We start from the raw sequence: 25,906 nt of genomic DNA, 5'->3' as shown, positions 1-25,906 counted from the left end.
CGCGAAGTCCGATCACATGCCGAGTTGCGCGGCCAGGGCCTGAGCCACTACGGCGTCCCCGGTCACGGTCGGGTGGAACGGCCAGCCGAGCCGGTACTCCGGCCGGTTGAACAGTCCGTTCACCCACGGGTCCGGCGCGCAGCTGCCGTGGCCGGCGGTAAGCGCGCGAACGTCGAGGAAATCGACGCCGAGCAGCTGTGCTGCCTGACGCGCGGCGGTGTCGAGGTGATCCATGTGGGCCGAATCCCTGGCGTCGTCCGGCTTCGGGATTTCGCCGAGCCCGAGCACATCGACGCAGCCCGGGCCGAACATCTCCGGATAGCCCAGGATCACGATTTTCGCGTTGGGCGCGTAGTACTTGACGTAGGCGACAACATTCGACAGCGCGTGGGCGTACACCTCGCCGGTGACGGAGTTCTCGTCGGGCCAGGTGTCGTTGACCCCGAATTGCAGCGTCACCAGCTTGGTGCGCGGACCGAAGGCGCCGACTTTGTCGGCGGCTTTGGCCTCGAGTGCCGGTGTGTACTTCGAGTCCGATTGCAGGGCGGCGCCACTGCACGATTCGTCGACGAAATCGCTGGTGCCCGCCACTCCGGCCAGTCGGCTGAGCTGGCCGGGCCACGCATCGGGCTTGTGACTGCACACGGTCTCGCCCAGACCGTCGAACTGACCTGTGGCGGGATCCCAGACCTGCGGGTTGGACGAGTAGGAGTCGCCGAGCGTCACGATCTCGGCACCGCCTGTCTCGTCGGCGTGGGCTGCTGTAGCTGTCCCGAGCTGTGTCGCCGCGGCGACCACCGCGAGCCCGATCCACCCCAGCCGCTTGCCGGGCATCTTCATATCTCTCCATCCAACTAGTGATCTGTAGTGCCTTGGGGCACAGGGAATTACCGAAACAGTCAGGCCGCGCGTGCCACCGGCGGCGCATCGGCCGCCGGTTTCGGTTTGCTGCGGGCGAAGTTGCGCATGATGGGCAGGTCGACCCAGTAGTAGACGAGCGCGCCGCCGCCGACCGACAGCACCAGGCACAGCGTCGCGAATCCGAGCCAGCCCCAGAACCCGTAGGAGTGGCCGCCGATCAGGAAGCGGGTGACCGCGACCATGATCGGGTACTGGACGAGGTAGAAGGCGAAGCTCACGTTGCCCAGCCAGATCATTCGCGGCGAGGCGTTCAGGCCTCGGATGCCGGCGAGGTCGCGGGCTGCCATGGTGGCGATCACCGCGGTGGTAGGGAGCAGGAGCAGTACGCCCATCTTGTAGTTGACGGGCACGAACCAGGTGGCCGCGAACGACAGGGCCAGCGCGAGCAGCGGCGGCCAGATGCGGGTGTTGCGCCACTGCCGTTCCAACACCATCCGGGCGGCGAGGACGCCGAGCAGGAATTCGGGCAGCCGGGTGAGCGGGAAGGTGTAGCTCAGCCAGTAGGAGCGCGGTGGCTGCATCGTGTCGAGGGTGAACCAGCGCGGGTCGGCGTGTGGTTCGAAGTGTGGTGAGACGTCGTGCGGGGCACGCAGTCTGGGTGCGAACTCATTGGTGATGCCCTTGGGGCCGTCGACCCACAGGTAGTAGGAGGTGTGCAGGGCGACGATGAGTACGAAGATCAGTGCCGCGGCGAGCCACAGGTTGTGGGAAGGGATTCGGCGCAGTAGCGGCAGGAACAGTGGAAAGGTCAGGTAGAACAGCATTTCCGCGCCGAGTGACCACGAGGGGACGTTGAGTCCGCCGACCAGGGTCCAGGTCGGGACCCAGGTGTGGACGAGGAACAGGTTCGGTAACCATACGTGCAGGTGTGACCACGGGATCCCGCCGGTGGCGATGATGAACGCCGCCATGGCGACCAGGTGTGAGGGGTAGATCTTGAGGACTCGGCGGCGGTAGAAGCCGACCACGTCGGTGCCGGGTTTGTAGGACCAGTAGATGATGAAGCCGGACAGTACGAAGAAGAAGGTGACGCCGCAGGCGCCCAGCTGCATCGGCACGAACCAGTCGATCCGGCGGAACAGGGCAGACCACTGGAACGGGTAGACCGGCAGGAAAACCATGGCGTGCAAGACGAATACGGCGAATGCCGCCCACCATCGGGCTCCGGTCAGCGACGGCAGTGCGGGCCGGCGGCGCTCGATCTCCGCCACAGACGGCAGGGGCCGTGCCCGCGCGGCGTCGTCGGCCGCGATGGTCTGAGTCATCGAACTTCCTTCGTATACTTGCTGATCGGCATGTCACTGCGGCGCCCGCGTGGGAGGTCGATCGGTCTCGACTAGGTCAGTGACCGGTGTTCAGACCGAACCGGGAGTCCAGAGTGGGCTCGGCCCAACTGGCGCATATCTGTGTGCTGGCAGTCGACGGGGTGCGTCCACCGCGGCAGTCGGCGCGCGGCGGTCCAGGTGCCATCGGCCTGGTCGCGCCGACCAACTACCCGGTTCCCATCCACGAGTTCTGTCCCCCCAGCTGCATCAGCGGACCAGCCGAATACCTTGGGTGCCGATGATCGATAGCTGAACCAGCTCGGGTCTACGAACCCCAGCTTGTGGGCTCTCGATCGCGAAGATATGGGATGCATACGCTGCAAGGCTCACGATCGGCGCGACTATCCGAGGCGCGCCGGCAAATGGCTCGCGCGAGGGCAATGCGGTCCACGCGGAAGTATCGACCATGAGGGGCGGCTTTTCCGCAATGAGCCTGACGAGATCTGCATGAGACTGACAAACCTTGGGTAGTAGTGTAAGCGGACTATATCATCCTATGTCTGGATCGGCGTGCCCCCAATTCTATGGGCAAACAGAAGACGCGGCTGTGCCATGCGATCCATTCTGCGGATTCAACGGTGCCTTTCTGAGGCTTAAGGCGAAACCTGAATAGCACAAAACGGCGTCGGCGGCAGCTGACATCTCGAATACTGGGAATTAGCGCCCCCGGCCGAGCTGTGCGAGGCTCCGATTGCCCTGACCCCTTCCCATCTTCCCAGTTCAAGGTACCTGCCGGTCGGGAGAGGTAAGGTCGCATCTCCCGGGATGGATCTGCAGTCGCTTGCGCGTATTGTCCTATCGTTCGCCCATGTTCTCGGTCGCACCATAGACAGATGGCATAGGTATGGGTGATAGTGACTTTGACCTCGGCCACCTGGTCATCCGACTGAAGATGATCTTGGTCACAGGAAAGCTTTGTGGACTCTCATATCTGCCGACAATCAATAATCTGAAACCTTCAACCTGTCTATTGCGCCCCGAGCTGTCCGGTAGGAGACTTTGCGATGACTGAGTACATTTGAACCCCCGCTGGATACTCCGTAGTTGAGGAAGAACCCGGGGCTGGGTCGAGTCTCTGCTGCCGCCTTGGAACCGGGAACTATCAACCAGCCCGACGTCGACGCATTCAAACATCGGAGGCACAGCTCCGTTCGCCGAATATCGCCGAAGGCGGCACGGCAAAAGTTCTAGCGGCCATAGCCCGTGGCGAAAGGATTCGTCTCGCTGCGAAGCCGGTTGGAACCATGTGGGTCGTCCGCCGTGGTCCTCAACTGTTGGTGTAGGTGATTCCGTGTGCGGTGAGCCAGGTTTGGGGATCGACGGGGTTGCCGCCGCCGGGGTGGACTTCGAAGTGCAGGTGGGGGCCGGTGGAGTCGCCGCGGTTGCCGACGGTGGCGATCTGCTGGCCCGCGGTGACGTGTTGTCCGACAGTCACGTTCATGGTGTTGACGTGGCCGTAGACGGTGACGGTCCCGTCGGGGTGGCGCAGGCGTACCCAGAGGCCGAAGCCTTGAGCGGGGCCGGCGTCGATCACCGAACCGTCGGTAACGGCGAAGATGGGTGTGCCGATCGGTGCGGCAAGGTCGATACCGTGGTGGAAGGTACCCCAACGGGATCCGAAACCTGAGGTCAGAACTCCCGCGACAGGTTTGGCGAAGCCACTGGTGTAGGTGGCGCTGTATCGGTTTGCCGTCGTGTGGATCTGCTCGAGGTAGGTGGTGGAGTGGTTGTAGGCCAGGATCGCCGAGGTCCAGCCGGCGGGGGTGGCGAGGTCGTGGTTGTCGGCACACAGGTAGCGGGCAGCGGTGAGGGCGGCATCGTTGATGTTGTCGGCGCTGCCGTTGGCGGCGCCGTTGGCTCGGGTGCCGGTCGAGAGCACTTGTGTGAGTTGGGGGTTCGGGGTCGCTGCGGCGAGTCCCCAGCGTCGCCAGGTGTCGGGCAGGAACTGGAAGGGGCCCTCGGCGCGCACGTAGGTCGAATGCCCGTTCGCTGCGGGTGCGGTGATGGTGGCGTTGCCGTGAGTGCCGTCGAGCGGGACACCACGGATCGGCGGGCTGACCTGGCCGTTCGCGCTGATGGTCGCTCCGCCGAAGCGGGCATGGTTGCTTTCGGTGGCGGCGATGGCGGCGAGGGTGGTCCAGCCGAGGTGGCAATTCGGTTGTGCGGCTTGGATTGCCGTGGTGGCGTGGCCGTAGGCGTAGAGGGCTTGTTCGGGGATGTTGTAGGAGGCGGCCCGCTGGTGTGCCCAGGCTCGGAGTGGGTCGGGGCTACTAGGGGCAGCGCTTTGGCCGCTTGGTGCGGTGGTTTGCGGGGCCGGTGGGGCAGTGGCGGGCAGGTCGGCGGGCAGCGGTTCTCCGGGTCCCGGCGCCGATACCAATGTTGGTGTGGGAGTGTGCGTTCGCGGTGCGGGCACACCGGTAGCAGTGTGCAGCGCGAAGCCTAGGGCGACGACCGACAGCGTCAGTGCTGTAAGCCCGGCGGTTCCGGTGAGCCGGCGCGATGGTGATCCCGCAGCGTCCATCGAGCTGTTCCGCGGCACCGAGGCCTCGCCCGAGGTGCCGTCGTGCCCTGCGGTGCCCGGATCGGCGACCTGGTCGAGTGCATCGCTACCCGCCACCGCCATGTTCGCGGCGGCCGCAGATTGTGGCCCCACTGTCGGCCTGGTGAGGCTTTCGGAAGTCGCGACATGGCTGAAGGAGTCGTCCGCGGCGGCGCGAGTCGAGCGTTCAGGGTCGGTCAGTGCCATGGGATCGTGGCGGCTCGGGTCGTGGTCGTCGGGGTGGACGGGCGCGGCGCAACCGGCTTTGGAGCGGCAGGGGCCGTGGTCGTCGGCGCGTGGGTGACGGCGGGAGTGGCCGGGGCATGAGTGGTGGTGGTGGTCGTCGGTGCTGTGGAAGTGGTTGTGGGGGTGGTGGTTTGGGGTGCGACGACGGTGACGGTGGTCACGGTGGTGACGGTGCTGGGTGTGGCGGTGACGTAGACCGTGGCGGGGGTTTGGGGGGCTTGGGTGTAGACGGTGACCGGGCTGGGCGGTGCGGTGACGTAGACGGTGCCGGGGTCTTGGGTCTGCGGGTAGTAGGTCGGGGGGTAGTAGTAGCCGGGTGCCTGGGTGTAGGGGTAGGTCGGGGTGGGCGGGTTCAGGGAGAAGCTGAACGACAGGCCTGGTGGGGTTGTCGCGACGGTGCCGGGGTCGACGGTGGACGGTGCTGGGGTTTCGGTGGTGACCACCGGGTTGTCGGTGGTCGTCGCGGCGTCGGTGACGGTGGAGACCTCGGTGACTGTGGGCGGGCTACCGGCGTTGGCGGGTTGGTCGATCGGTTGCGCGGTCGCGGTGTCGGGTCCGGCCGCGGGCAGCGGGACGTCGCTGGGTGTGGTGCCGAGGTTGAGATCGCTCATCACGGTCGTCAAGGCCGCCGAGGTTGTCGGCATGACCGTGGTCGGCGCGCTAGTGGTGGTGTAGTAAGTCTCGGGCGTGGTTGTCGTTGTGGTGTCACTGGTTTCGGTGGTGCCACTGGCGGTGTTGCCGATGCTGTGGTCGTGTTCGGCACTGACTGCGATCACCACGGCGATGGCTGCGATGACCAGCGCGGCGGCGGTGGTGGCGTGCGGCAAACGCTTGCGGAGCTCCAGTGCGGTCGCCTGGGCTGCGACTCGGCCGGCGAATCCGTGCCACACCCGCAGCACCGGCTGCAGTACCGCCCGACGGCCCCCTTCGTGCGGCACGTCGATGTCGGCCACTGTGCCGTCGGGACCGCTGCTGCCGTCTCGGCCCGACTCGGATTCGGCATAGCGGCTTTCGGCCTCGACCGGCGCGCCGTTGGCGTCTACCCGGGCGTCGCCCTGGGCATGGTCGTCGTCCCCCACCGAGGGGCGAGCTGCACTCTCATCGAAATCAACGGCCTGGGTGGACGTTCGGTCCTCGCCGGAAGAGCGTGGGGGTTCTACCGGCAGCCGTCGGGTGGGGTCTTCTCCGGGTTCGTTGGTCTCCGTTCGGCCCACGTCGCCACAGTCCTTTCGATGACACGCTCCGCGGATGCGGACCGGTGTACGGATGCGGCACCTGGGCACGCGCCATCGGCCGTGGGCCTGTGGCCGCACGACGGGATGGCAAGAGTTCGAGATGTGCCTGTCGCGGAACAGATTCCGGCGCCCAGGCGCCCCCAGCAGGTTCCGCGCTTGTTCTCGGTTCGGCTGCAGTGTGCAGGATCGTCGGGGCACGACGCAACCCGAGTGGAGATGCCGAAATTTAACTGAAACGCATGCCGGTCATCCTATTCAGGGCGGTGATCGATTGCTGAGTGATACGACGGATTTTTCGTTTTGCGAACGTGTTCGATCCGTGCAGTCTTCCAATTCGGGGGAAGCAGTCTGGCAAATAACAGATAGATTCCTGTGTACATTCTGTGAGATTGCTGTGAATGGTTCGGCTTTGTGGATCCCGGTGTTTCCAGGGTCTCCCCTTGGGCTGTGGCGCGGCGTGCGGGCCTGATCGCGCGCTTGGGATGGGCGTGATGCTCGTCAAAAGACGTTGTGGTGGTTGCTGTTTGGCGGTCGCCGAGTCTCTGCGGTCCCGGCCGGCCTTGGGTGCCGGCGGAGGTCGCCGTCCGGGCGATCGCAGTCTGGCGTTCCTTGCTGGCTGTTAGCTTATGCCGGTGTCGATTGGTTCGAAATGGATGTTTTTCAGTTGCTGTAACTGAATCGTTTTGTTGCTGTTGCGAATTAAGTCCGCATAGTGCAATCTGTGGCGCAGCTGAGAACGAGCCCGAGGTTGCCTGGTTTGGCGCAACGCCTGCCGCCGAGGGGGAGTGTGGGAACTCCGGCGGTTCTGGTCTCGGCCGGGTTATTTGCTTGTCTGCTGCCATCAGGGTATGGCCGCTCCGTCAAGGGGGATTGATCCTCGTGTCTTCGCGTCCCGATTCGGCTCATTGGCGCTGGTGGCGCCGGTGGCGGTCATCATGCCTGTCTGCGATCGTGATGATGGTCATCGTTGCGATGGGCGTGACTTTGCTGCAGGTGATGTCGTCATCGACCGCCTCGGCAAGCCCTGGTAAGCCGGATAATCACTTGCCGACTCCGGCGAAGACGCATGCTGTGCCGTTGATGTCATCGCAAGGCCCGGACGCCAAGAAAGCCCTGCAGCCGATGCCGGTGGCACCGAACTTCTCCAAGGGAGACTTCAAGCCACTGCAGCGGAGCACCGCCGGCACGCATTCTGGTGGTTTCGATCCGAAGTCGTCGAAGGAGGCGTCGCGTAACGAGTCTGCGGTTGAGTATGTCAACACTGATGGTTCGCATTCGTTGGTGTTGTCGCAGCATCCGGTGAGTGTGTCCGACGGGCACGGCAAGTGGGTGCCGATGGACACTCGGATCGCTGAGGACCCGTCCTCGCACAAGGCCCGGACGGCGAACGAGGCTACGCATGCGCAGTTCGCGGAGTTTGCGAATGATCCTGCGTTGGTGCAGGTGCAGCCCAATGGTGCGCCGATTACGTTGGCGCTCAACGGTGCCGGCAAGGCTGGTCACAAGGTCGCGGATTCGACGGTCACCTACGCTGATGCTCTGCCTGGTCAGGACTTGAAGTATGAGGTGTTGCCGGGTGCGGTGAAGGAATCGGTGATCGTCAAGTCGGTCAAGAGTATCGGTGACGGTCAGTGGACGTTCACGATGAAGCTCGGTGCGGGCTTGACGCCGAAGCTCGACGGTGATCAGGTGGTCGTCCTCGATGCCAAGGGGCAGACCATCGCGGTGCTGCCGGCGATCCAGGTGTGGGACTCCGCCGGAAACGCTAAGGGCAAGACCACCGCTCGTACGGGTGGTAAGTACACGCTGTCGCAGGCCAAGGACGGCTGGCAGTTGACGGTGTCGGTGGACAAGGGCTGGCTGTCGGACAAGGCGCGTGTCTTCCCGGTCACCGTGGACCCGACTGTCTCGGTCTCCAACGGGTTCAACGGCGGAACCTCCCGAACCGCATACACCTCCACTGGCCAGACGTACTCATACCCGGGTCTGGACATCGGTAACCTGCCTGCGGGTGGGCAGGATGTGTTCTGGCGCACCGCGTTCGGTTTCGACCTGTCGAACCTTTTCGGCAAGCAGGTGATCGGCGCGCGCATGGACTTCCAGCCATGGGACTCCACCGTCACCTATCCGCCCGAGACGGTGAACCTGTACCAGTCGACCCGCCCGCTGGGCTACAACGCCGAGGGTGCGCTGCTGGCCTCGGGCCAGATCGGTACCGCAGGGTCGCTGTACTCGCAGGCCTTGACCAACCTCCTGTCGGCCAGGGTCGTGAACAGTGACAACACGCCACAACAGTTCATGCTGGCCGGCACCGAAACCCCCGGCGCTACCACCAAGATGGCACTGAACACCAATCTGATCGTCGACTTCGGCACCCCGCCCCCGGCGACGGTGCAGAGCGGGTCGCTCCCGGCCGACCAGGCGGTGGTCGCGACGTCGACGCCGACGTTGTCCGTGCCGCCGGTGGCCACCCCGACGCCCTCGGGTGACACGGTCTTGTACTGCTTCCAGGTGTCCACCGGCGCCGATGGCCAGTCCGGGTACATCGCGCAGTCGGGTTGCCAGACCTCGAACCAGTGGACGATGCAGGACAACGTGCTGCAGAACGGTGTCGAATACACGTGGACGGTGCAGACCGCGATCCAGGGCGGGGTGACTACGACGACGCCGCAGTGGGTCAACCACTTCCGCTACGACCGGCGACTCGGTGCGAACACCCTCGCGCCTGTCGACAAGTTCGGTCCGATGACGGTGAACCTGTACAACGCGAACCTATCCACCGAGGTCGACGGGCCGACGTTCCACTCCGTCGGCGGTGACTCGGGCATCAAACTGTTCTACAACTCGGTCACGAGCAACAGCGCGATGAACGGTTCGGCGATTACCAACTCCGCCAACGGAGTGACAGCCACATACTTCAACGACCCGACCCACACGGGAACGCCCGGACCGACACCGGTACTGGTGCGCAACGAACCGACGATTGTCCAGCCGGGTCCGCCGGCGGTGAACGGGCTCGACGCGACCTGGTATGTGTGCCGGTACGAGTTCTGGTTCCAGGCACCGGTCGACGGTGACTATCGGTTCGACGCCGCCTATAGGGACGGTGCCGCGATCTGGGTCGATTCCGGAAGCGGCTACACGCGGATGATGAACGATCCGAACGGGACCCGCACCACCACGGACCTGAACACGGTCGATGCCTTCAACTCGTCACGTGACACCACGTTGAAGGCTGGCCAGAGGGTCAAGGTCCGGGCCGAGCTCTACCACCGGGTGGCCAACGAGGCGCCGACGATGCAGCTGTCGTTCCGCAGCGCCACCGGCACCGGCACCTCTCGCACCTTGAACATCACGCCGCAGACGGTCCCGAACGCGCTGATGTACCCAACCGATTCCAGCCCCGTTCCCGCGGGCTGGACGCTGTCGGCCGGCAACAGCAAGTACACCAACGCCACCATGATGGTCGGATCGATTGTCCTGCAGGACAACTCTGGCGGTACCCACACCTGGGTCCAGAACGGCAGTGGCGGCTACACACCGCCCGCCGGCGAGGACGGTGTGCTGTCGTTCGACTCCACCGCCGGTCTGATCACCGAGGCCGAGGGCGCGCTGGTATCGGTGTTCAACGCCGGCACGGGTGCGCTGCAGACGGTGTCCTCGGCGCTGGACAGCCGCAATCCCGCTGCGCTGCAGTACAACTACAGCCCCGCCTCGGCGGGTATCGTGCCGCGGTTGACCTCGATCACCGATCCGGTGTCGGGTCGTTCGCACAAGCTGTACTACAACACCGACAACAGCAACAGCTGCTATGGCGGAGCCACACCCGCACCCAATTCGGTAGTGCCGCCGTTGAACATGCTGTGCCGCATCACCTATTGGGACGGTTCCGAAACCCGGTTGTGGTATTCGCCGTGGCGGACGCTGGACCGGGTCGAGAACCCGGGCGGTGCCTACACTGATTTCAAGTGGGCACTGGCGTGCAACTGGCAGTACTTCACCTCGGTTCTGTCCTGCTACGACAGCGGCACGCCGCCGAGCGACCCGATCCAGAAAGAGGTCGCGATCTCGCAGGTCGGTCCGATGGTGTCCATGCGTACTCCCTTGGCCAACGATTGGCTCGCTACTCAGACCGGGTTCAACGGCACTACTGATCGGACCAGCATTACCTGGGAGCAGTGCCCGGATAAGAACCGTCAGATCGGTGTCTGTCCGCAGGCGATCACCAGCCCCGCGACCGACGGCAAGACCGCGTCCACACAACAGTCACACAGCTACAACTTCCCCACTTCCGGGAACAACAGTGCGCAGGTGTCCAGCGCTGGAACCTTGATCCGGACCGCGGCATTCGACGCGACCGGGCGTGCGACGTCCTCCCAGGACGCCGACAATGTGACGACCCAGATGCAGTGGTCGGCGACGAGCCCGAGCCAGCCCGCCGAGACTATCGACGGCGCCGGGCGCGTATCGACCACGATCGTGGACTGGGACAACCGTCCGACCGATACTTACGGTCCCGCACCTGCCTCGTGTTTCAACAGCAACCAGCGCCCGACTGCAGCGTGTGCCACTACGGTGCCGCACACCCAAATCAAGTACGACGAGGGCATGCAGGGTCTGATGGCCACCCTGTACGGGAACCCGACCCTGTCGGGTGCGCCGGCAGTGTGGCAGACCGGGATCGGCACCGCCGACGGGTCTCTGGCCGGCTCCTGGGCGACGGCTCCGGTGGCCAACACCAACGGTTGGTCGGGCCGGTTCACCGGTGAGATTTTGCTGCCGACCATGGGTACCTTCACCTTCGGGTTGAACGCCACCGGTAATGCGCGGTTGTGGATCGACGATGCCAAGATCCTCGACACCAAGACCGGGCCGACCGGCACCTACAACAACCTCACCGGTCCTAATTCCTGGCATCGGATCAAGGTCGAGTACGACACTGCTCCTGCATCGTCGTCGGCGTTGAACCTGACGTGGATCCCGCCCAACGGTGCTTCGGCGACGGTTCCGGGCCAGAACCTGAAGCCGGGGTACGGGTTGAAGACCAGTGTCGTCACCTCCGACACCTCCGGCGGCCCCGAACGGGCTCCGTCGACCACGGTCGCGACCAGCTACTCTGACCCGGCCAACGGGATCGATCCGGTCTACGGCATGGTGGTCGCCACGACCGCCGACCCGAACGGGTTGAACCTGGTGCGCAAGAACTTGTTCGAGGCGCCGGGGCACGGTTTCCTGCGCCCGATCGCGACCGCGATGCCGTCGGGTGACGTGACCAACCCCGCGACCCGCAGCACGACAACCTATTACGGGAACGCCGAGACCCGCTCGAACCCGTGCGTGTCCGGATCGGCGGCGGTCAACCAGGCCGGTATGCCGAAGCTCGTTACCGCGGCCACGAACTCCGACGGTCACGCGAACACCACCGAATCGGTGTATGACGCTGCCGGGCGCGTAGTCGCCAGCCGCGTCAACTCCGACGCGTGGACGTGCACCACCTACGACGCCCGTGGACGTGCGACGCAGTCGGTGTTCCCGGCGCTCAACGGCCAGCCCGCCCGCACGGTCACCTTCAGCTACGGGGTTTCGGGCGGAGCCAACTACAGCTACGGCGCCGATGGTGCCGGCAACTACGGTGCGACTGTGACCTACACCGATTTGCTCGGTCAGGTCATCCAGTACACCGATGCAAATGGCGACATCACCACCAACACCCACGACACCATGGGCCGGCTGACGCAAGCCAGGACCGTGAACGGTGGTACGTGGAACAGTCAGGTCAACTACACCTACGACAACGCCAATCTGCTGAAGTCTGTCGTGCTGGACGGGACTACGGTCGCCCAGCCGCACTACGACAGCTCCGAGCAGATGACCGACGTCACTTACAACAACAGCACGTCGATGAAGATCAACCAGCGCAACAACACCGGCGCGGTGACCAACCTGGAGTGGACGGGCCAAGGGTTCGACTACCTCTCGACGGCGACTCGCTCGCAGAACAACCGCATCACCGACGAAGGGATCTACAACGGAGGCACGACCCCCACTCTGCTGGCGTCTGACTCCTACACCTACGACACCGCGGGCCGGCTCGTCGCCGCGACCGTGCCGCACCACCAGCTGACCTACAGTTACGCCCCCACAGGCGGCTGCGGTCCGAACACCGCGGCCGGTGCCGACACCAACCGGACCTCGCTCAGCGATAGCCAGGACGGCGCGGCGGCCACCACGACCTCGTACTGTTACGACAACACCGACCGTCTGGTGTCGTCCAGCAACGGGGGAACTCCGACCTACGACAGCTATGGTGACACCACCAAGAGCGGCACCGACACTCTCGTCTACGACGGCGCCCGCCGGCACTTGAGCACCACGACTGCGTCGGGAACCACGATCGCCTACACCCGCGATGCCGCTGGCCGGCTGCTCGGCCGGCAGGTGTCGGGCGCGCCGCCTGCAGTGCCCAGCAGCACGCGCTACGGCTACACCTCCGATGGTGGGAGCCCGGAGTTGGTGCTCGACACGACGGTTTCCCCGTCCGCCAACCTGCTGCAGCGGGTACTGCCGCTGCCCGGTGGCGCTGTTCTGACCAAGACATACAGCCCGACCGCGGCGCAGAACTGGTCCTACCCCGACCTTCGCGGCAACTTGCTGTTCACCGCTGACGGCACCGGGCACGCGACCACCGGTGTGCACCTGTACGACCCGTACGGCCAGGACATCAACGCCACCACCGGCGCTATCGGCGACATCGCGATGCCGCAAACCGAAACCGGCGGTATGGATCTGGGCTGGCAAGGCAACAGTACTCAACCCATCGAACACAGTGGTGGCCAGCAATACGTGGAAATGGGGGCCCGCACCTACGTCCCGAGCCTGGGCAGGTTCCTGCAAACCGACCCCGTCGCTGGCGGATCGGCTAATGGGTACGCCTACACCTATGGCGACCCGATCAACTCCAGCGACCCGACCGGGCGGGAAACCACGTTCGGTGTCATCGGGGGATTTCTCAGCCTGATCGGCTTGGGGGGCCTCGGTGGAGTCTTCTCGGCCATGGACGGTCTCTATGACCTGTTCTCCCCGAATGCTGCGCTGCAGGGAGTCAACAGGCAGCTCGGTGACATTGGGGAGATCCTCGGCGGTGTGGGCGCGGCGGTAGCTGGCCTCGGCGATGTCGCCGGCCTGGTCGCTGGGTTCGGCATATACCTGGCTGGGGTTGCGGGCGCGGGCTCGATGCTGGCCGGCATGAGCGCGGTGATGGCTGGCGCGAGCGCGGCAGCGGCAGTGCTGCCCGTGGTAGGCGCCGCCATGATCGCCGTAGGCACTGGGATCGGGATCTATCTAACCTGGAACTCGTTGCAATCCCAGTATGTCGACAGCGGCGGAAACTGGTCGAGCTTGATCGAACCGGGGTTGGGGATCCTCGAAGGTGGGGTCTCCGTCGTGGCCGGGCTGACGACGGTGTTCCAGGGGATGCCTGGATTCCTGATGGCGATGATGCCTGCTGCCTAGCAGTCCCCTTCCCTGTCCTGATCTGAAAATTTCCTGGCGTCGCGTGCGCGGCTGCCTATGGTGCCTGAAAGGGCTTTGTCGATGCGGTTCGTTCGGCGTGCGGCGCGCAAGATGCGCGCAGCGATGGGTTCGCTGATACCGGCGGTGGCGCTGGTACTCACACTGGCGTTGGGTTTTTCGGCCGCGCAGGTGGTGGTGGCACCGCACGCGTCGGCGTGGCCGTCGTGGCCGTGGTCACCACACCCACCCAAACCGGAACCGCCACTGCTGTCGGCCCGCGCGGATCAGGTGAACGCGGCGAAGGCCACGAAGGCGGACCCGCCCAGGAAGAATGTGCCGAACCTGACGGGCGTGGACTTCCGGCCATTGGGCAGCCCGGGAGCGCAGACCGCACAGCCGGGCATCCATCCTGGTGGTTTCGATCCGAAGTCGTCGAAGGAGGCGTCGCGTAACGAGTCTGCGGTTGAGTATGTCAACACTGATGGTTCGCATTCGTTGGTGTTGTCGCAGCATCCGGTGAGTGTGTCCGACGGGCACGGCAAGTGGGTGCCGATGGACACTCGGATCGCTGAGGACCCGTCCTCGCACAAGGCCCGGACGGCGAACGAGGCTACGCATGCGCAGTTCGCGGAGTTTGCGAATGATCCTGCGTTGGTGCAGGTGCAGCCCAATGGTGCGCCGATTACGTTGGCGCTCAACGGTGCCGGCAAGGCTGGTCACAAGGTCGCGGATTCGACGGTCACCTACGCTGATGCTCTGCCTGGTCAGGACTTGAAGTATGAGGTGTTGCCGGGTGCGGTGAAGGAATCGGTGATCGTCAAGTCGGTCAAGAGTATCGGTGACGGTCAGTGGACGTTCACGATGAAGCTCGGTGCGGGCTTGACGCCGAAGCTCGACGGTGATCAGGTGGTCGTCCTCGATGCCAAGGGGCAGACCATCGCGGTGCTGCCGGCGATCCAGGTGTGGGACTCCGCCGGAAACGCTAAGGGCAAGACCACCGCTCGTACGGGTGGTAAGTACACGCTGTCGCAGGCCAAGGACGGCTGGCAGTTGACGGTGTCGGTGGACAAGGGCTGGCTGTCGGACAAGGCGAGGGTGTTCCCGGTCACCGTCGACCCAACCATCTCGTCCGGGTTCGGTGGCGGAACCTCACGCACGCAGTACACCTCGCAGAACCAGACCTACACCAACTGGTCGGCTCTGGATGTCGGCAATATGCTGACCTCAGGCGACGACTATGTCCGCACCGCGTTCGGGTTCGACACCTCATGGATCAACGGCCGGCAGGTCATCGGCGCCCGCTTGGACTTCCAGCCCTGGAACGGCGGGAACTACCCGACCGCATACAACCTCAACCTCTACGCCTCCACCAGCCCACTGGGCTACAACGCCGAAGGCGCGCTGCTGGCCTCGGGCCCGATCGGTAATGCCGGGTCGCTGTACTCGCAGAACCTGACGGACTACCTCGCGGCGCGCGCGTCGGCGAGTATCAATACCCCGCAGGAATTCATGCTGACCGGCGCCGAAACCCCAGGCGTCAACACGCATATGGCGTTGAACGCCAACCTGATCATCGACTACGGGACCGCACCGCCGCCGGCCGTGCAGGCCAGTGCCACTCCGGCGGATCAGGCGGTGATCGCGAGCACGGTGCCGAGGTTGCAGGTGAACCCGGTGACCAACCCGTCCGGCGACCCGACGCTGTACTGCTTCAAGATCTCGACCAGTGCTGACGGGGCCGCGGGCGAGACCTTCGATTCGGGATGTCAGCAGAACAACTACTACGACGTGCCCGACGGGGTGCTTGGCAACGGCGGCCAGTACACGTGGACGGTGCAAACGGTACTCGGCAACGGTGGCGTGACCGTCACGCAGCCGCAGTGGTTCAATCATTTCAAGATCGACCTGCGACTGGGGGCGGGCACGACCGCACCTACCGACACCCTCGGCCCGGCGACAGCGAACCTGTACAACGGCAACCTCTTCACTGCGGTGTCGGGACCGAAGTTCACCTCCGTAGGTGGCACCTCAGGTGTCGACCTGTCCTACAACTCGCTTGCCGGCGCGGCGCACGGTGTCACGGTCTCCTACTACAACGACCCCACCCATACCGGCGTCGCGGCGTCGGCGCCGGTGATGGTTCGCACCGAACCGCAGGTCAACCTGCAGCAGCAATGTTCTCTTTTCAGCTGCGTGCTGCAGAACGTGGACTCCTATCAACTGGCCCAGAGCAACGCGGACATGTATGGCCCGGCTCTGGCTCCGGCGCTGGACCCGAACTACTACATCATCGATTACAAGGGGTATTTCCAGGCGCCGGTCGACGGTGACTACCGGTTCATTGCCGGCTACAGGGACGGTGCACAAGTGTGGGCCGGGCCCAACCATACCTTGGTGTGGGACGACATCGCGGGCACGAAGAGCGCTGGTGATTTCAACACCGCGACCCCGTACAACCCCGCCGAGTTCGATATGACGTTGAAGGCCGGGCAGCGGATCCCGGTCGAGGCGAAGCTGTACCACCGGTCGGGGAATGCGCCGATGATGGAGCTGTCGGCCCGGTCGGTGACTGGCCCCCCGTCTGCGCGCGTGTTCAACATGTCCCCGCAGATCGTGCAGCCGCAGCTGCTCTACACCCAGGACGCCCCGGTCCTGCCGGCTGGCTGGAACCTGTCGGTGGCCGGTTCGAAGTACGTCTCGGCAACCAACCTGGGCTCCTCGATCGTGCTGGCCGACAGTTCCGGTGGAGTGCACACCTGGACGCAGGCCAGCAGTAACTCCATCGACGGTTTCACCCCTCCCGCGAACGAGGATGGTGTCCTGGCGGTCGACACCGCCACCGGCATCGTCACCGAAACCGAGAACGGAACCGTCTACACGTTCAACCCCAACGGCACACTCGCCTCGGTCTCCTCGGTCCTCGACAGCAAGAAACCCGCGGCGCTGCAATACTCCTACGACCAGTCCGCGCCCACCCACCTGACCAGCATCAAGGACCCGGTCTCGGGCCAGCAGCACACGCTGACCTACAGCGACGGCACCAACAGCTGCTACAACGGCGCCACGGGACCGTCCACGGCGGTCGCGCCCGCCAAAGGGATGCTGTGCCGGATCATCTACTGGGACGGCACCGAAACCCGGTTGTGGTACTCGAAATTCCGGACCCTCGACCGCGTCGAGAACCCCGGTAACGCCTATACCGACTACACCTACGGTGTCGGCCAGGGCACCGGGTGCCCGAACCAGCCCTGCTACACGACCAAGGGCAATATCGACTCCAACCCACTGATCGCGGAACACCAGTACGAGCAGGTCGGGCCGATGATGTCGATCCGTGATCCGCTCGCCTGGGATTGGGAAGCGACACAAACCAACTACGCCCCCACCGGTCCGGGGGACACCACCACGTTCGGGTGGAACTACGGCAGTATCGACAACGGCACCACCCTCCACCCGGTCATCACGTCGCTGTCCAGTCCCGCAGTCGATGGATACGACGGGCTGTCCTCACGCCTGCACCAGTACAACTACAACAGCGGGACCACCCAGTCCGGCGTCAACAACAGCAACATCCCCTACTACTTGATGCCGGGGCTGACGACGACGGTCTCGATGCCACTGGTACGCGGCGGCCTACCGGTCACCGTCCGGACCGTGACCTCCGATAGTGCCGGCCACGCCACCAGCACCAAGGACGCAGACAACGTCATCTCGTCGCAGCAGTGGACACCGCAGGACAAGGTCGCGGTGGCGATCGACGGCGCCGGGCGGGAATCGTCCACGGTCTACGACCACGACTACCGGCCCACCGACACCTACGGGCCCGCGCCTCAATCCTGTTTCACCGGAAAGGTTCCCGCACCGGTCGTGCCGACCGCGGCATGTGCGAGCACTGTTCCGCACAACCACGTCAATTACGACGAGGGCATGCACGGCCTGCAGGCATCGCTGTACAGCGACTCGAACCTGTCCGGGATGCCTGCGGTCTGGCAGACCGGTATCGGTACCGCGGACGGATCCCTCAACGGAGCCTGGGGCGCTACAGCACCGGTACCCAACGCCACCAACGGTTGGTCCGGCCGTTTCACCGGCGAGATGCTCTTCCCCGCAGCGGGCCAGTACGGGCTCGGTTTCACCGCGACCGGTGGTGTGCGGCTGTGGATCGACGACGTCAAGATCGCCGACAACTGGGCCAACCCCAGTGCCCCGGTGACGGGCAACTACCAGAATTCGAACCCCGGTACCTGGCACCGGATCCGGGTCGAATATAGCAATCCGGCCCCCGGTAACACCGGTGCGCTGAACTTCACCTGGGCACCGCCCGGTTCCGGTACCACGACCGTGCCCGGTGCGGACCTGCAACCCCGGTACGGAATGGAAACCAGCCGCACCGACTTCGACACCTCCGGCGGCAGCACCGAACGCGCACCCTCGGGTAGTACCACCACCAGCTATTCGGACCCGGCCAACGGCATCGACCCCGTCTACGGCCTCGTCACCGCCAAAACGAATGATCCTGGCGGGTTGAATCTGGTCCGTAAGACCACCTACGAGGCGCCGGGCACTGGCTACCTGCGAGAGACAGCCGCGGCCTTGCCGGCTGGCGATGTCACCGACCCGACCAAGCGCTCCACCACCACCTACTACGGAGACCAGGAGACACGATCGAATCCGTGCGTGTCCGGTGCACCGGCGGTGAACCAGGCCGGCATGGCGAAAATCGTCACTGCGGCCAAGAACTCCGACGGGCAAGTAAACACAGCCGAACAGGTCTACGACCAATCCGGACGCACAGTCGCTTCGCGTGTCGACAGTGACGGCTGGGCTTGCACCAGCTACGACAACCGCGGACGACCCACCCAGATGAGCTTCCCGGCTCAAGGCGCTCAGCCCGCCCGCACGGTCACCTACAACTACGCCGTGGGCGGCAACCCCCTCGTCAGTTCGGCCACGGACGCCAGCGGCACCATGACCACCACCGTCGACCTGATCGGGCAGGTCACCTCCTACACCGACGCCAATGGCGTCACCACCACGACCAGCTACGACCTCGGCGGCCGAGTCACCAGCGCCGCAACCACCGTCAAGGGCGTCACCAGTACATTCGCGACCACCTACGACGCGGCGAACCGGGTCCTGACCGAGTCCCTGGACGGAGCTACCCTCGATACCCCCGCCTACGACAGTGCTGGTCAAACCACCAGCATCACCTACAACGGCAACAACACGAGCCTGTCCTCGATCATTCGCAACGCTGCGGGCCACACCCTGTCGACCGCGTGGCAGATCGGCGGCGCCACGGGGTCGACGGTCACAACCAGCGTCACCCGGTCGCAGCAGGGCCGGATCACCGACGAATCGCTCACCGACACATCCACACCCGGTACCACCTACACCGACTCCTACACCTTCGACACCGTCGGCCGGCTGACCGCGGCGGCGATCCCGCACCACCAGCTCACCTACAGCTTCAGCCCTTCAGGGGGCTGCGGCGCGAACCCGTCCGCCGGTATGGACACCAACCGGACCGGATTCTCCGACAGCCAAAACGGTGCTGCCCCGGTCACCACCAGTTACTGCTACGACAACACCGACCGGCTCACCTCCACCAGCGGCGGCACCACCCTGCCGCTCACCTATGACGTGTACGGCAACGCCACGGGCGTCGGTACAGACACTCTGACCTACGACTCCACCCGCCGGCACATGTCAACCACCACTGCCGCCGGCACTACGGTCACCTACACCCGCGATCCCGCCGACCGCCTCATTGCCCGTACAACGAAGGGAACTCCGGCCCCGGGCACGGACGGCACCACCCGGTACGGCTACACGGCACCGGCATCCGCCGAACCCCAACTGGTACTCGACGCCAACAACAATCTCCTGCAACGAGTCCTGCGACTGGCAGGCGGCGTGGTACTGACCAAAACCTACAGCCCGACCCCTGCCCAGAACTGGTCCTACCCCGACAACCACGGCAGCGTCCTGTTCACCACTGACGGCTCCGGCAACCGAACCGGCACCCCGGTCCACCTTTACGACCCCTTCGGCCAGGACCTGGACCCCGCCACCGGCAATATCGGTGACATCCCCGTCCCCGCGACCATGCAAGGCGGCATGGACCTGGGATACCTCGGGCAGAACAGCCTGCCCATCGAGCACCTCGCGAGCGAACAAGCCATCGAAATGGGTGCCCGCACCTACCTACCCGTTCTCGGGCGTTTCCTCCAAACTGACCCCATCTCCGGCGGATCGGCCAACAACTACGACTACGCGGCTGCCGACCCCATCAACAACCTCGACCTCACCGGAAAGCAAGTCGAACCGGAAATCCCTCCATATGAGCCGGAGCCGGAACCCGAACCTGGGGAGGTCCCTGGGGTTATCATGCCCGGGACCGAGGTCCCGGAGATGGGGATTGATATCCCTCAGTTCCCCGATATTCCGGAAATTCCTCAGGGCTTGATGAACACTGGGCATCGCGAAGGTAATGTGTATGCTATCATCCAGGAGGGTAAGTACGATTACATGTTCGGTCGTGTAGATTCGAATTCGCACAACACGGCGCGATCCCAGCAGAACATGGGACAATTCATGAGTATCGGAATATACGACACCCCGCAGGGGCGTGCGTACATCGACCAGAGCCTCATGGACTCGCTACAGAGCAACAGTAGTATCGTCCGAGCGTGGTGTGATCAGTATGGAGATTTCGAAATCAGGGATTCGTTATTACAAGGCCCGACTGGGGGAATACTGAAACTGGAAAGTACATGGAAGCTCCTGCCGGATGGGACATATGTCCTGACTACGGTAATACCGATGGGGAGGAAGTGGGCATGACCGGAATCGAATTTATCGAGCCCGATGAAGTTGAGTTTTTGAATACTTTCGGCGCCGAGAAGTCGGCCATTCCGGGTGAGGAATCGGCATTTCGGTTCGATATCGAAGGCGTCGGCGACGATGGTAAGGTGCAATTGTCTTACGATGCTGTCGGCAGATCCGCTCAGGTAATCTGGCTCCGCCGCGATCGTGAGATGGCCAGAATCTATCGAGAGAATATTCACCAGATCAGCGTCGACCCATCGGGTGCGATAAGGATCGAGAATGATTCTTCCGATATTTCGTCGGTCTTGATCGTCGAAATATATCCGGCAGTTCGAATAACTGACACCCAACTTTTATGCTAGCTGTCGAGACTACTCGCTAACGGTGTTTCGCTGTTGTCCTTAGTCTGAGGGTAGGCTGACCGCGGCTTTCTGAAGGACCGCTGATGGCCGACGCTTGTAGCGATGCAACGGTAACACGGGGCCTCCGATTTAGTTCCAAAGATCAACTTCAGGGAACTCTCAGGCCTGATCGATGTCGTTCGGCAACAGCGACAGATCCACCGAACCTAGTCCTGTTCACCGCCGATGCCTCCGGGCCTGTGAGCGCCAATGGAAGTAGTCGGGACCTGAACATCGACACCGAGAAGACTATATGAGCGAGCCGGGGCTGCGGCCGCCGCGTTCGCGTGGTCTCGCCTGCGAGCCGTACCTGACTGCGGGATGCCACCGCTGGCATGTAGTCGGAGGGCCGGGTCGAGCAACCTCTTGCTCTGGGCACGGGGGTGCTGTGCTGTGCCGGTGTTATCTCGAAGCGTACTGGCCGACTTGTCGATTGGCGTTCGCAGTGCCATCGAGTGACGAAGCGATGTTCTGGTCTTGGTTGTGTTGTGGTCAGCGGTCGTCGCAATGCCGACCTATGACAACGCGGGATAAATCACCAACATCGCCGACAACAGCAAGAATGCGAGTCTGTCCTCGATCACCCGTAACCGGGTTGAGCGGTGAACTGATCATGGGGACGGAACGGCTGGAAATCCTTGTCTGAGAATCGAACCCGACGGCATCAGTGGTCGGGCGCCTGCGGGGAGCGGGGTGGCGGGGAGCATGCGGTCGATCCACTCTGAGACGTACGACAGCGTGCCCGTTGTGGCATAGAGCTGCGAACGGCTGTGTCCTGTAATAGAGTTCAATCGGTTTTGGTGATGATTCAGGAGGATTGACGGTGGGGTGGAAACCGGCACTGGGAGTGTTGGCGGCAGCTGCGATGGGGTTGGTGCCGACGGCGGAAGCGAATGCCGATGTGCCGCCGCATCTGTCGCCGTTCGTGGATTTGGACTGCCGATGTGCTGGGCTGATGTTCGCGTCGCCGGGCACACAGAAGCTCCCCCCGAAACCGACGAGGAAGGTCGAGGCGGACGGGACGGTGACGACGTACCAGATGTCGGAGACGGAAATCTCTGCCACGGATGGGGCGGGCACCACCGAAGTGGTCATTTCGGAGGTGCCGACGGCTGGCGGGATGAACCCGAGATCACCACAGGAGAGGATCGACCGTATGCAGAGTGTCCTCGGTGGCACGGGCCAGGTGGGGACCTTTCAGGGATATCCGTCCGTGACGGCGCTCGGTCAGGCGGCCTCGTCGGATGATGGGCACCCCCCATTCGCGAAGGACATGTACGTCTATACGGATGACCGATCCATCAGTGTGTACGTCGCTGGCGACTCTGCCGACGATGTCACGGTGAGCTTCGACGCACTGACCGCGACCTTCCAGATTTTCTGAATTCGGCTGTCGCACTGAATGGCGAGTGGCTGGGACTTTTCTCTCACGTACCGCGGGTAAGAATTAGGTAGGGAAGCAAGAATGCAGAATTCGGTCCGGATCATCGGCACCATGACGGTCGTCGCTGCCGCACTCGGTTCGAGCGCGTGCTCCAGTGGCAACTCGGCCTCGTCGGCGACCTCCTCGACCGTGGCGATGGTCCCCACCACCCCGAGTAAGGGGCACCCCTGTACCGCGGACGATGTCAAGGTCGCCGGTGAGTTCGGTGAGGCGCCGACCATCACCATCCCGGACGGCTGTGACCCGCCCACTACTTTGCTCACCAAGGACCTGGTTGTCGGCGCCGGCCCTGGCGCAATGACCGGGCAGCAGCTCCAGACGAACTATTCCCTGGTTACCTGGTCGGACAAGAAGCAGTCGGGTGGTTCCTTCGGTAAGCAGCCCTTCACGCTCGTACTGGGCTCGGGAACGGTCATCTCAGGGTGGGAGCAGGGATTGGTCGGTATCCAGCAGGGTGGTCGGCGGTTGCTCATCGTTCCTCCGCAGCAGGGATACGCGGCGAAGGGCTCGGGCAAAACGGTTTTGGGCAACGAGACGCTGGTCTTCGTCACCGACGCCGTGAAGGTCGGTTGACCCGAGGCTCATCGGTCCCGGCGCGCGGAATGACCGGAGAGGTCGACTGGCACCTGATCATGTTCTGGCCGAGCGCATCTCGTCATCCGCGGACCGGATCTGGTGAACGGTTCCCGAATGCTGAATCGTGCTCTCCAGTCGTGACCGAACGGTACAAAGTCGACTACAGTTTCACTCCGGCGAGGCACATGCCTGACTGCCGGTGGCGGGTGCGCACAAGGACCCAGGCTGTTTGAGGAGATTCGCGTGATCGACCGCGAACTGGGAGGTCCCGACCTGTCGTCGGGCACCGCATCCCGGCGGGCTTTCCTGGTCGGAGCCGCTGCCGCGGCGTTCACGGGGAGTGCAATACCGGCGTCTGCGCAATCGGCGGTATCCGGCTCAGCGTCAGATTCGGCCTCCGGAGTGGACTGGAGTGGTCTGACCAAGACCTTGCACGGCAGCTTGACCTTGCCGGGCTCCAGCGGATTCGGTAGTGCCGCAAGCCTGTTCGATCCCCGTTTCGACGGCTCCTCGCCGGCGGCGGTGGTCGCCGCAGCTGATGCCGCAGATGTGGTATCCGCACTACAGTTCGCCGCAGCGAACCACCTGCCCGTCGCGGCGCGTGGTGGCGGGCATTCCTATGTCGGTGCGTCGGCGCACTCCGGTGCGCTGGTCGTGGACACCAGGGCGCTGAACTCGGTCACTCTGTCCGGGGATCTCGCCACGATGGGGGCGGGCGCGGGGCTGTATCCGGCACTGTCGGTTCTCGATGCCGCCGGCCGGAGTCTGCCGGTCGGCACCTGCCCGACCGTCGGCCTAACGGGCCTAACTGTCGGCGGGGGCATCGGTGTGGACTCCCGTCAGTACGGGGCTACCTGTGACCGGTTGGTGTCCGCGCAGCTCGTCTTGCCCGGCGGGCAGCTCGTGGAAGTGTCCCCGCAGTCCGACCCGGACAGGTTCTGGGCGCTGCAGGGTGCCGGCGGTGGGCTGGGTATCGTCACCGCACTGACTTTCCAGACCTGTCCATCCGCGTCCAAAGACATTGTGCGACTAAGCATTCCGGTCGGCGATCCGGTCAAGGTGCTGACCGGGTGGGCCGCCTGGTCCGCCACTGCTGAACGCACCTCTTGGGCCAACCTGACCGTCCGTGCCGACAGTGGCGGTATCGCCATCGACGGCCTTATCGTCTGCTCCGCCGGTGCCGGTGCGGCCACCGTTGTCGCTCTCGGCGCCGCCACCGCGACTACCCCGACAGTTCTCGACAGCACCACCTACACCTCGCTCGATGCGGTCCTATCGCTGGGTGGCGGGAGCCCCGATGAGCCCCGCACGGTCCGGATCGCCGGCTCTGACGTCCTGCCCGCGCTCGATACCGCCACCGCGACCTCGATCGTGACGGTGATGCAGGCCTGTGCGCGCGCCGGGCTGCCCGGCCGCGTGCTTCTGGATCCTTTGACCGGCGCCCTGAGCGACCCGGCTCCCGACGCGACAGCGTTCCCGTGGCGCCGCCACGCCGCGATGCTGCAGTGGATCGTCGAATCACCGCAGGACTTGGGGGCGGCCCGCGCGTGGATCGGCACCGCGCATACCGCGGTCGCCTCGACCTCTGCCGGCGGCTACGTGAACTACATCGAGCCGGACACCAGCGTCGACCGCTACTACGCGGCCAACGCGACCCGAGTTCGGTTGCAGCACAACCGTGCCGACCCGACCAACAGCCTGTATTGGGGACCGTCGGTGTAGCAGCACAGCGTGACCATTGGTCGGAATAGCTACGCCAGCAGACGGTGCCGGGAATCTCGCGGTACTGCTTGGGACCGCGCTCACCCACGGCAGTGTCATATAGACCGAATCGCCCTCGCCGCGCAGGTTCGACTCCCTGGCGCGGCACGTGTGTGTGATGCCTCGGGACATCGGAAACGCCCCTAACCTAATTCTCGGTTCGGGGAGTGAGTCGTTCGGGCCCTTCCGGGCGCCAGTGGGCCGGTAATTGCGGAAGTCGTGTCGAGGTGAATTCCCGCAGGAGTTCTCCGGTGGCTGTGTCGGCGATGCGGATGTCGTGGTTCTGGATCAGGAGCAGGACCGCGAGGCGGGTGTAGGTCGGCCCCGAGGGCTCCGCCGCAAATGTAGGGCAGCCACGGTCGAGATCAACCTGGTAGCAGGATCGCCTGCGGCGCACTGGAATACACCGCGGCAATGTGCCCCATGTACACGGGTAGTACACGGTTTGGCTGAGAATTAGTAGGAGGCAACGGGAAGCGAGAACCCATGCGTATCCACTATCAGCGCAGTTGACGGCACGTATTGGGAACCGTTGGGATGCCTGCCGGGCATATGTTTCTAGGTCAAGGGGTCGCAGGTTCGAATCCTGTCAGCCCGACGTATCGACGCTGACCTGACCCCGTGATTTCGGTCCGGCGACTGTGAGAGCCTTGCGGCCCACGAAGTGGGCGGGAAGGCTCGATGACCATGGCGACACGCAAGAGGCACACCCCGGAACAGGTCGTGCGGAAACTGGGCGAGGCTGATCGGCTGCTGAGCGAAGGCAAAGACGTCGCCGACGTGTGCCGGGCCCTCCAAATCACCGAAGCCACCTACTACCGGTGGCGCAACCAGTTCGGCGGCCTCAAAGCCGACGATGCCAAACGGTTGAAGGACCTCGAACGCGAAAACTCGACCCTGAAACGGCTTCTCGCTGAAGCGGAGCTGGAGAAAGCGGCGTTGCAGGAGATCGCCAAGGACGCTCCTATAGATGTCAAGCCGCCATCGCCCGGTAGTCGGTGCGTAAGGCGCGGAACACTTTGAACCGTCACGGATTTGGGACCGGCTTCGGATTCAGACCAGCGCCGGTCGGCGTGGCGATTGTTGAGCGTAGTACGCGGCCTCGTATTCGGCCG

9 protein-coding genes and 2 pseudogenes are annotated in these 25,906 nt (G+C 64.2%); 7 read left to right on the top strand and 4 right to left on the bottom strand.

Going from position 1 to position 25,906, the window contains the following annotated elements; genetic code table 11:
• Positions 1 to 12 precede the first annotated feature (12 nt).
• The 4 genes and pseudogenes from EBN03_RS29875 to EBN03_RS29860 all read right to left on the bottom strand — a co-directional run bounded on the left by EBN03_RS29875 (position 13) and on the right by EBN03_RS29860 (position 6,110).
• The gene (locus tag EBN03_RS29875) at positions 13 to 840 is read right to left on the bottom strand and encodes an SGNH/GDSL hydrolase family protein (RefSeq protein WP_122191512.1); all 828 of its coding nucleotides are present in this window, start codon (positions 838 to 840) and stop codon (positions 13 to 15) included.
• A gap of 59 nt (positions 841 to 899) precedes the next feature.
• Positions 900 to 2,186: an acyltransferase family protein gene (locus EBN03_RS29870; RefSeq protein ID WP_122191511.1), complete on the bottom strand. Its 1,287-nt coding sequence runs from the start codon at positions 2,184 to 2,186 to the stop codon at positions 900 to 902.
• 1,327 nt (positions 2,187 to 3,513) lie between these two features.
• Positions 3,514 to 3,936 (bottom strand): annotated as a pseudogene (locus tag EBN03_RS35345) (M23 family metallopeptidase); the annotation flags it as partial.
• A 1,046-nt stretch (positions 3,937 to 4,982) separates the two neighbouring features.
• Complete coding sequence (locus EBN03_RS29860) at positions 4,983 to 6,110, bottom strand: hypothetical protein (RefSeq protein ID WP_122191510.1); 1,128 nt, start codon at positions 6,108 to 6,110, stop codon at positions 4,983 to 4,985.
• Positions 6,111 to 6,905: 795 nt separating this feature from the next.
• Here EBN03_RS29860 and EBN03_RS29855 point away from each other — a divergent pair.
• The 7 genes and pseudogenes from EBN03_RS29855 to EBN03_RS29825 form a co-directional block, all read left to right on the top strand.
• Complete coding sequence (locus EBN03_RS29855; protein ID WP_147471754.1) at positions 6,906 to 13,778, top strand: PA14 domain-containing protein; 6,873 nt, start codon at positions 6,906 to 6,908, stop codon at positions 13,776 to 13,778.
• An 81-nt stretch (positions 13,779 to 13,859) separates the two neighbouring features.
• Positions 13,860 to 20,624, top strand: a complete 6,765-nt coding sequence (locus EBN03_RS29850) for a PA14 domain-containing protein (protein WP_158675784.1) — start codon at positions 13,860 to 13,862, stop codon at positions 20,622 to 20,624.
• Positions 20,621 to 20,971 (top strand): hypothetical protein, encoded by a 351-nt coding sequence (locus EBN03_RS29845; RefSeq protein ID WP_147471753.1) that lies wholly within the window; start codon positions 20,621 to 20,623, stop codon positions 20,969 to 20,971. Before EBN03_RS29850 ends, EBN03_RS29845 begins: the two co-directional genes overlap by 4 nt.
• Positions 20,972 to 21,833: 862 nt before the next feature.
• A complete protein-coding gene (locus tag EBN03_RS29840; RefSeq protein ID WP_147471752.1) occupies positions 21,834 to 22,394 on the top strand; it encodes a hypothetical protein in 561 nt (186 codons plus the stop codon).
• 81 nt (positions 22,395 to 22,475) lie between these two features.
• A complete protein-coding gene (locus EBN03_RS29835) occupies positions 22,476 to 23,027 on the top strand; it encodes an FKBP-type peptidyl-prolyl cis-trans isomerase (RefSeq protein ID WP_122191505.1) in 552 nt (183 codons plus the stop codon).
• A gap of 405 nt (positions 23,028 to 23,432) precedes the next feature.
• Entirely contained in the window at positions 23,433 to 24,752 is a 1,320-nt protein-coding gene (locus tag EBN03_RS29830; RefSeq protein WP_158675783.1) for an FAD-binding oxidoreductase, read from the top strand.
• A gap of 726 nt (positions 24,753 to 25,478) precedes the next feature.
• Positions 25,479 to 25,748 (top strand): annotated as a pseudogene (locus EBN03_RS29825) (transposase); the annotation flags it as partial.
• Between the last annotated feature and the right edge of the window lie 158 nt (positions 25,749 to 25,906).

It is taken from the genome of Nocardia stercoris (assembly GCF_003696265.1).
In the GTDB taxonomy this organism is placed as follows: Bacteria; Actinomycetota; Actinomycetes; order Mycobacteriales; family Mycobacteriaceae; genus Nocardia; species Nocardia stercoris.
The sequence above is the reverse complement of the archived record's forward strand: the minus strand, read 5'-3'. Positions and strand labels throughout refer to the sequence as shown.